The sequence below is a fragment of the Bacteroides sp. RTP21281st1_H5_RTP21281_210402 genome (assembly GCF_040918965.1).
Taxonomy (GTDB): Bacteria; Bacteroidota; Bacteroidia; order Bacteroidales; family Bacteroidaceae; genus Bacteroides; species Bacteroides congonensis.
On sequence record NZ_JBCOWR010000041.1, the window covers coordinates 1 to 9,226 of the forward strand.

Here is a 9,226-nt window from a genome sequence, read left to right on the forward strand (position 1 = left end):
ATTGATTTATAACTAAATAATAAAATATAAACAAGGCATATTTAAAAATAAAAAAGCACGGAATTTGACGAAGAACCCTTTGTTCTTGTGGAACTTGGTAAAGCCAAGAAAAGATTCTCGTTTAAATATCAGTGAATAAACACGTTGCAATCTATGCTTATAAGACTCAAAAAAATAATTTGAAGTAGGGTATAAAAAACTGTACCAAAAACATTTCATATTTACAATAACAGATAAAGCTTGATATAAATTGTTTTATTTATGACAGGAGAAATAAATAAGAATAGACGACCAATAGTGTGAACAAATAAAAAACTGATAACTAAATTGTTTATTAAGAACTTATTTATATCTTTACAGCGTTCTAATACTATAAATTTTGAATATACCAATAAAACAACGTTTCTTTACCAAGTTCCACAAGTACTTGATAATAGTTATTTCAAACAAATCCCGAACAATCTTCTAATTGTATATTTCCTTTTAATAAAAGATATCTATTAACTTTTATAATTTATATCTACTCGAATAGCTTTTTCCAGGGACATAGAACCTATCACCGGAAAGCTGTATTCGAGAGTTTATTCATAGCCTGATTAGATTATCTTCATTACCTACTATTACTTCGTTTAACCATAGTTATTCGCAAAGCACACTATAGTTATACGAAATAAGAATGTCTAATGAAATATATCCTGATAGGCAAACGGTGAAAAAGAAATACCTATGACGGCAACTTAAAAGAACAATATAGCTGAACGACCGCAACAATCACATACCCGGCTGCGATAGTTTGCAATGCATTGGAATATAAATAAATATGCCGGATATCGAGTCCCAATAAGTATACATGAGCTGTCTCAAAATGTAACTCTTTCCACTTCGCCGTTACCCCACGAGAACTTTTATCAATCTATTCCCCAAAGCTGAAGTGAGTTTATTCAGATATTCTTTGCGAATTAACCCTAATTCCGGAAAATCGCCTTTCCAAAAATTATACTTTCCTAATTGTTGCAATCGGTTATCCATACTTTTGCTCTCTTTTGAGACAAAGATACAGAAAATTATCAGTTACACTTGAGAATATCACTAAACAATAGACAATTTTCAAGTGTAACTGATAAAATCGAATAAGAAACAAACTACAATAGAATAGAAAAACAAAAAACATATTTGACGTCCACAAGATTAATAATTGAAGATGCAAACATTCTTATGCGAACCATCTTTAACTATCTGAAAGCATCCTAACGCAAAAAGGCGGTTCGAAATTCGAACCGCCTTCTGCAATATATCTAATATACAAATTAGAGTTTCGGACCAGCAGCAACCAAAGCCTTACCAGCTTCGTTACCTGTAAACTTAGCGAAGTTCTTGATGAAACGTCCAGCCAAGTCTTTTGCTTTTTCTTCCCATTGGCAAGCACATTCGTAAGTGTCGCGCGGGTCAAGGATTTTCGGATCAACACCTGGAAGTTCTGTAGGAACAACGAAGTCGAAGAAAGGAATAACCTTAGTAGGAGCTTTATCGATAGAACCGTCAAGGATAGCGTCGATGATACCACGAGTATCTTTGATAGAGATACGCTTGCCGGAACCATTCCAACCTGTGTTAACCAAGTATGCCTTAGCACCAGTCATTTCCATCTTCTTAACCAGTTCTTCTGCATATTTAGTCGGGTGCAGTGACAAGAAAGCAGCGCCAAAGCAAGCAGAGAATGTCGGAGTCGGTTCAGTGATACCACGTTCTGTACCAGCCAATTTAGCTGTAAATCCAGACAGGAAGTAATACTGAGCTTGTTCAGGGTTCAGGATGGATACCGGAGGTAATACACCGAATGCATCAGCAGACAAGAAAATAACTTGTTTTGCGTGAGGACCTTTAGAAACAGGCTTAACGATGTTTTCAATGTGATAGATAGGATAAGAAACACGAGTGTTTTCTGTTACGCTCTTATCTGTGAAATCGATCTTGCCATTAGCGTCAACTGTCACGTTTTCAAGCAAAGCATCACGTTTGATAGCATTGTAGATATCCGGTTCGCTTTCTTTATCCAGATTGATAACCTTAGCATAGCAACCACCTTCGTAGTTGAATACGCCTTCGTTGTCCCATCCGTGTTCGTCGTCACCGATCAATTTACGTTTCGGGTCGGTAGACAAAGTAGTTTTACCTGTACCTGACAAACCGAAGAAGATAGCAGAGCTGGTTCCTTCCATATCCGTGTTAGCAGAGCAGTGCATAGAAGCGATACCACGAAGCGGGTTCATGTAGTTCATGATAGAGAACATACCCTTCTTCATTTCACCACCGTACCAAGTATTCAGGATAACTTGTTCTTTAGTTTTCAGGTTGAATACTGTAGCAGTTTCAGAGTTCAAGCCCAGTTCCTGATAGTTGTCAACCTTAGCTTTAGAAGCGTTGAAACATACGAAATCAGGTTCTCCGTAATTAGCAAGTTCTTCAGCAGTCGGACGGATGAACATGTTAGTTACGAAGTGAGCCTGCCAAGCTACTTCCATGATGAAACGCACTTTCATACGAGTAGCTTCGTTAGCACCACAGAAAGTGTCAACAACGAACAGACGTTTGCCTGACAATTGCTTTACAGCTTTAGCTTTCAAGTCAGCCCAAGCTTCTTCAGTACAAGGTTTGTTGTCGTTTTTGTATTCGTCAGAAGTCCACCATACAGAATCAGCAGAAGCTTCATTCTTAACGAAGAATTTATCTTTAGGAGAACGACCGGTATAGATACCTGTCATTACATTAACAGCACCTAATTCAGTTACTTGACCTTTTTCAAAGCCTTCCAGACCTGGTTTTGTTTCTTCAGCGAACAAAACGTCATAAGACGGATTGTGCAAAATCTCGGTCACACCTGTGATACCGTACTTGCTTAAATCTAAATTTGCCATTTTCTTTGAATTAATTAAATTGGTATTTTGTTTTATTATCTCTTTTCACCTTTGACTAAGAAGGGGATTGGGAGCACCCCTTGTAAATCCGGGTACAAAAGTAATACTTTCTTTGGAAAGGAAGAAGGTATTAGAGAAATTTTTCCCTAATTGAATCTCTTTTATAAATTCCTAACAATATCTGCAAACTGAACGTTGCAATTTGAAAGATTATCGCTTACTTTGCAAGTCTGTATGATATCAGAACTATGAAAATGAGATTAAATTATGATTAAACTATAATATGAAAGTAATTGATTTTAGCAAAACAAATTCGATTCTAAACCAGTACATATCCGAAATCAGAAATGTAGAAGTTCAGAATGACCGCCTGCGTTTCCGCCGTAATATAGAGCGTATCGGAGAAATCATGGCCTACGAAATGAGCAAGGAGTTTAGGTACTCTGTAAAGGACATCCGGACACCACTGGGCACCGCTCCGGTCAGCACACCGGACAACCAACTAGTTATCAGCACCATTCTGCGTGCGGGACTTCCTTTCCACCAAGGCTTTCTAAGCTACTTCGACGGAGCGGAAAACGCATTCGTTTCTGCCTATCGCAAATACAAGGACACACTGAAATTCGATATACATATTGAATATATCGCTTCGCCGCGCATTGATGACAAAACGCTGATTATCACCGACCCTATGTTGGCAACGGGTGGCAGCATGGAACTTAGCTACCAGGCAATGCTGACCAAAGGCCATCCCGCCGAGATTCACGTAGCTTCCATTATCGCCAGCCAACAGGCCATCGACCATATAAAAAACATATTCCCCGAAGACAAGACTACCATTTGGTGTGCGGCTATCGACCCCGAAATCAATGAACATTCTTACATTGTTCCGGGACTGGGCGACGCCGGCGACCTTGCCTACGGAGAAAAGGAATAAAACTTTAAAGATTCTTCCGATATTGCTGCGGCGACATCCCCACTTGCTTCTTAAAGAACGTTCCGAAATAAGAAGCATTGGGGAAGCCGAAAGCGTTCGAAATTTCCTGAATGTCCTGTTGGGTATTTTTCAGCAACGAGATACTTTTGCGGACAATCGCCTTAAAGACAAGTTCCTGCACGGTGTATCCGCAAATGCTTTTAGATACGGCGGAAAGATATTTAGGAGACAAACAGAGTTTATCCGCATAAAATTCTACACCACGCTCCTGCATATAATATTTCTCAATCAGTTGAATCAGACGGATAAAAACTTCTTTCTTGCGCCCTCCCGCCTCTTGGCCGTCATTGACAAGTTTACGATTATAAACCGAACAAATCCGGTATGTCAGCGCAAGCAGGAGCAACTTCTGCTCGTAAAGATTGAATGAATTGTCTTCTGCCCGCAAGACACTGTCCAGCAGGGACATATATTTCATGATCTCATTTTCCTCACCGGTAGTCCACACACAGCAGGGTTCTTCGGGAGTAATCCGGGAATACATGTACATAGTCACGACCGCATTACCCATAATGTCCCGGATAGGCTCTATCTGGTAAATCAGAATCTGCACTTCCAGATTTTCCGATTCCTGAAGTACCTGAAACTCGCCATCTTCGGGAATAAACAAACTTTCACCCGCTTTGGCCGTATGGGACTTTTGATTCAACGAGAACCGGAAACTACCCTGATGGCAGATAATCACCCCCAGGCCTTTCATGTGAAAAAGTTTTTTCAGGGAAGAGGGGAAAGTTACAAATACACCTCTCGAACTACATATATTTTTTCCACTCAATAAATCACGGTCAAATTGTAATAAACAGTCTTGTTGGGTATCCATAATACTAACATATTAACAAGGAAATATCAGATAAAACGATGCTAAGTTAGCAATTTTCGCTTAGGATAAGGAACGACAAGCACAAATATCATACAAATTAATCCACCGTAGATTGTCCAGCCTGCCATTTCCTTGAGAGCGGAGAGCGTAGCTTGCACCTGGATACGTCCTTTGGTAGATATAGCAGCCATATTACGGGCTTCCGTCTCGCTTTTTCCCTGATACTTCATGCCCTGAACCGTACCGAGAAAAGAGGTGGAAGCGTCGGGGTTCAGCAAGTCGACATTTTGGGCGTAACGGGTGATGTAATGTTGCTGCCGTTCCTGCAATACGTTTGAATAAATCGCCCCGCCGATACCGGGCCCCAGCACCATACGGACGGTAAGCATGATGCAAATCCAAGTAGAAAGGTACTTGAAAGGCATGCGCTGGTTGGCATAGGCGGCCGTCAGGGCATAGAGAATCATCATGCCGGTGGCACGGATAATGACCGCATACTTCAGGCGTTCATACATTCCGGCTGTCTGTACTTCAAAATACATGAAAACAGCCGACAAAGAAAGGAAGAAGAAGCCAAGGGCAAAAAGGTATTTGAAATGCAGCCCTTTGCCACCCAACGCCATGGCAATCACAGCACCGATAGCGTAACCTGCCATACACCAGTTGCCCAACGAGGCATTCTGCAAATTATCAAGATGCATCCCGACACCTGCAAACACATTGACAAACATGGCACTGGAATTGACAATCATCAACAGCAGATAGAGCAAAGCTCCCATACGGATTGTACGCAGTTTGAACGCGTCCAATAGGACATAAGGCGACCGGCGGGTGACATCCATATAAAGAAATATCCCCGCAAAAAGGATACTCACAGCGGTTGCCCAACGGATAGAGTCGTCATCATACCAGTCGAGAACCTTGCCATATACCAGTACGTAAGTGAGACACGTCAGCGAGATGCAGAACGCGGTAACATTGCCGAACTTGCGGAAATTGATGGGAAAACGCCCCGGAAACTTATAGTTGGGCATGGTGGTAAATATAATCAGGATAGAAACCAACAGAATCCCCATCATAAAATAGTATACATATTTCCACTCATATTCAAAGGACAGCCAGGCCGTCAATGCCGTGCCCAACTGTCCCAGAATCATAAAAAACAGATAAACAGCCGGTTGGCTCACACATCTCTCGATGTCCAGCTTATTCCAACCGGCAGCATCTTCCGGCTCCAGTCCGGGAGTTATATTACGGGTAGCTTCCATACCACCGGCATACCATATTAGTGTAAACAGATTGACCATCATCAGCACCATACGCAAAAAGCCTGTCAGCAGGCTGCAAAGCGCCAACAGGAAAATGCTGTCGGTCTTGGCGCAAATATAGCTGAATATATACATGAACGCGAATCCGACAATGCACATCATCTTCTCCCGACGCACGCATACCAGTTCGTACAGGAACGGTGCAAACGCCGCCATACCGATAGAGGTCACAAAGCTGGCAAACTGGATGTGCTCGGAAATGATACCAAGCCCGCTCATCATCTCGGTACTATTCACCGAATAAACTCCGCCTACCGTAAGAATCGGCAGAAAGAAGAATAACAGGATGATAATACCCAAAGGCTTGGGCATCCAGTCATAAAAAGGATAATTTTTAGGATACGAGGGCATTTAGTCAGTGATTAATGATAAGTGATTAATGATGTGACGGAGCAGGCGGCAAGACATGCTCAGAGTCTGGCTTTCACCACTACCATCATGCCGGCGGCCAGTCTTTCGTTGTCTTCCGGAGACAAATCGGTGAAATCAATACGCACGGGAATGCGCTGTTGTATCTTCACAAAGTTTCCCGCCGAATTATCCGTCGGTACCAACGAGTATTTGGAACCGGTCGCCCCTGAAATGGACGTCACCTTCCCGGTAAACTCTTTATCACTGATGGCATCCACCGTGACAGATACTTCCTGCCCGATATGCAGATTCTCGATTTGCGTCTCCTTATAGTTGGCTACAATCCATTTTTGAGTGTTGGGGAGAATATACGTAATCGTTTGCCCTGCCGAGATGAATTGCCCTTCTTCCAACGAGCGGCGGCCGAGTTTACCGTCGCAGGGAGCTACCACAACCGTGTAAGAAAGGTTCAGGCGTGCCATTTCGAGCGCCGCCGTCGCCCGTTGGATAGCGGCTTCGGTACTCACACGACGGTAAGACACTTCATCCACCCCGGAGAGGGCGGCTTTCTTCTGTCTTTGCACGGCTTCCAGTTTCTTGCGTGTAGCCTCATAATCCGTGACAATCTGTTCCAACTGAATGGGAGTGGCCGCATTCCGCTTTACCAGATTTTCATATCGTTTCCGGTCTTTCTCCAGTTTGGCAAGGCGCACTTCAATCTCGGCAATGGAAGCATCGTACACGGATGCCGTTGTCTGCGTGGTGTGCAATGTGGCATTGATTACCGTAGCGCCGGCTTGGGCGTCTTTCAGCGCGGCTTCGGCTTCCATTACGCGGATCTTATATTCACGATCGTCGAGCACCATTAAAGTATCGCCTTTATGCACTTCCTGATGTTCGGTAAAATATATCTTGTCAATATATCCCGACGCACGCAGGTTGATAGGCGACACATATTGCTCTATCTGCGCATCGTTACTGGTTTCAGTCCGGCTATAATTCAGAAAAAGGCAAACTACTTCAATTACCCCCCAAACAATAATAGCCACGCCCAGAAAGCTGACCGCAATCTGCCAACGACGAAGTTTCTTCATTTTCTTCGCCTTCTCCTGATGAGTAGCGGAAGGGATATTGTTTTCCATTGTTTCCATATTTATGATTCAGTTTTTAGTTGCGTATTATTTGACTAATGTTTCTATCTGACCGGTCAGTTTGAGCAGCATCAGGTTAGTGACCCGGTAGTTATAGTGTGCGCTGATATAGTTGTTCTGCGCTTCACTCATCTGCATTTCATCCTGCAGCACCTCGGTCATCGAAGCGATACCTTCCCGATAACGGTCGGAAGTAACGGCGTACACGTCTTCAGCCAGCAGATAATTGTCTTTCTGCTTCTTAAAGTTACGCTGGTTGTTCATCAGGTCGTTCACAGCATTCAGGTATTGGGTTTGGAGATTCTTCCGGGTGTCTTCCCATGCCAGTTTCCTGTTTTCGATGTCAATCATGGCTTTCCTTATTTTATAGGTCTTGTCCAGTCCGTCGAAAATAGGAATACGCAAAGTCAGTCCCAAGCCATAGGAACGGAACCAATGATTGGACGGGCCGGAGTGGAACCAATGATACCCCTTATCGGTATAAGCAGCATATCTCCAGTTGCCCGTCAGGCTGAGAGAAGGAATATATCCATTGCTCACCATGCGCTTCTGCCGCTCCGCCAGTTCCACCTGCGACTGCGTAAGTTGAAGCTCGTAAAGGTTTTCCGACAGGCCGGTTAAAGCCACTGTCGTAATACTGTCCGTATTGACCGGCGTCAGGGCGATTTCTTTTTCAGCAGGATAATCCATAATGTACTTCAGCATATTAAGCTGCTGTTTCATCATCGCCTGCGCATTGTCATATTGCACTTTCAGATTTTCCAAATTGATATTTACCCTTTTCAAATCGACCTCCATTGACATTCCATTGTCAAAAAAGGCTTGGGTAATGTTCCGCAATTCTTCCAGACGGGTGATATTCGCCTTTATCAGCACTATTTGCTCGGCCGTAACTTGTCCGAGGTAGTACATCTTACTGATTTGTAAAATGATATCCTCCCTTGCCTTACCATAAGATAACCGACTGATTTCCTCCATGGTTTTAGCAATGGACATGGAAGTGTAAAGAGTCTGATTGAAAAGTGGCATCTGCATTTCCAGTCCCGCATTGGCTGAATATTGCAATGTTTGGGTAATATTATAAGGAACACCGTAAGACGAACCGTCCGTCACAGATACCGGCGGGTCAAAATTATTATTATAACCGGCAGCGGCACTAATCTGCGGCAACAGTTTCGCCCGATTTTCAGAAACACCATATTTGCTTTTCTGTATTTCCTTACGTTTACTCTCCAACGACAGGTTGTTATCTATCCCTATCCGCAGACAGTCCTCCAATGTCAGGGTTTCTACTCCCTGTGTTCTTCCATTTACAACGAACAAACTTAAAAAGGTAAAAATGAACAGTAATCTCTTCATAATATGTGCTCTATAATTGGCTACAAATTTAGCGGGTTACGACATATGAAAGCTACCCATAATCCGACTCTTTCTATTCATATTTTCCTTTTTCAATGAGGAAATATTCAAGGCTTGTCAGTTTCAAGATTGTTCTCCTATTTGAAACTATTAGTTTCTCGGTATGAAACTTTTAGTTTCAAAGCAACAACACAACAGCGTTTGTTTTTCATAATTTTTTAGTGAATGCAAAGAGGTTGTGTCAAAACGCTGACACAGCCTTTTTTTATGCGCAAAGCCCAGACTTTCTCAAGCCCGGGCTTTGT

General features: G+C 42.7%; 6 protein-coding genes and 1 pseudogene. 1 reads left to right on the forward strand and 6 read right to left on the reverse strand.

The genetic code is table 11. The features are described 5' to 3' along the window. Window positions 1-736: 736 nt before the first annotated feature. Window positions 737-844 (reverse strand): annotated as a pseudogene (locus AB5443_RS25045) (DUF5009 domain-containing protein); the annotation flags it as partial. Window positions 845-1,307: 463 nt separating this feature from the next. Further along, window positions 1,308-2,915: a phosphoenolpyruvate carboxykinase (ATP) gene (gene pckA, locus AB5443_RS25050; RefSeq protein ID WP_073347318.1), complete on the reverse strand. Its 1,608-nt coding sequence runs from the start codon at window positions 2,913-2,915 to the stop codon at window positions 1,308-1,310. 283 nt (window positions 2,916-3,198) lie between these two features. On the opposite strand from pckA, the gene upp reads away from it, so the two are divergent. Then, window positions 3,199-3,852 carry a uracil phosphoribosyltransferase gene (upp, locus tag AB5443_RS25055; protein ID WP_022140255.1) on the forward strand — a complete coding sequence of 218 codons (654 nt, stop codon included), beginning with the start codon at window positions 3,199-3,201 and terminating at the stop codon, window positions 3,850-3,852. 4 nt (window positions 3,853-3,856) lie between these two features. Here upp and AB5443_RS25060 read toward each other — a convergent pair whose 3' ends face one another. Genes AB5443_RS25060 through AB5443_RS25075 form a run of 4 tightly spaced genes read right to left on the reverse strand, consistent with a single transcriptional unit; the run spans window position 3,857 to window position 8,921 of the window. Continuing rightward, a complete protein-coding gene (locus AB5443_RS25060) occupies window positions 3,857-4,732 on the reverse strand; it encodes an AraC family transcriptional regulator (RefSeq protein ID WP_368114586.1) in 876 nt (291 codons plus the stop codon). Between the two features lie 41 nt (window positions 4,733-4,773). Beyond that, window positions 4,774-6,411 carry an MFS transporter gene (locus tag AB5443_RS25065; protein ID WP_368114587.1) on the reverse strand — a complete coding sequence of 546 codons (1,638 nt, stop codon included), beginning with the start codon at window positions 6,409-6,411 and terminating at the stop codon, window positions 4,774-4,776. A 59-nt stretch (window positions 6,412-6,470) separates the two neighbouring features. Further along, window positions 6,471-7,562, reverse strand: a complete 1,092-nt coding sequence (locus tag AB5443_RS25070) for an HlyD family secretion protein (RefSeq protein WP_044655094.1) — start codon at window positions 7,560-7,562, stop codon at window positions 6,471-6,473. A 27-nt stretch (window positions 7,563-7,589) separates the two neighbouring features. Further along, window positions 7,590-8,921: a TolC family protein gene (locus tag AB5443_RS25075; RefSeq protein ID WP_368114588.1), complete on the reverse strand. Its 1,332-nt coding sequence runs from the start codon at window positions 8,919-8,921 to the stop codon at window positions 7,590-7,592. Window positions 8,922-9,226 lie beyond the last annotated feature (305 nt).

What these genes read in the sequence shown, in the direction of transcription:
- upp (WP_022140255.1), top strand. Translation starts at nt 3,199, where the DNA reads ATGAAAGTAATTGATTTTAGCAAAACAAATTCGATTCTAAACCAGTAC.
- pckA (WP_073347318.1), bottom strand. Translation starts at nt 2,915, where the DNA reads ATGGCAAATTTAGATTTAAGCAAGTACGGTATCACAGGTGTGACCGAG.
- AB5443_RS25065 (WP_368114587.1), bottom strand. Translation starts at nt 6,411, where the DNA reads ATGCCCTCGTATCCTAAAAATTATCCTTTTTATGACTGGATGCCCAAG.
- AB5443_RS25070 (WP_044655094.1), bottom strand. Translation starts at nt 7,562, where the DNA reads ATGGAAACAATGGAAAACAATATCCCTTCCGCTACTCATCAGGAGAAG.
- AB5443_RS25075 (WP_368114588.1), bottom strand. Translation starts at nt 8,921, where the DNA reads ATGAAGAGATTACTGTTCATTTTTACCTTTTTAAGTTTGTTCGTTGTA.
- AB5443_RS25060 (WP_368114586.1), bottom strand. Translation starts at nt 4,732, where the DNA reads ATGGATACCCAACAAGACTGTTTATTACAATTTGACCGTGATTTATTG.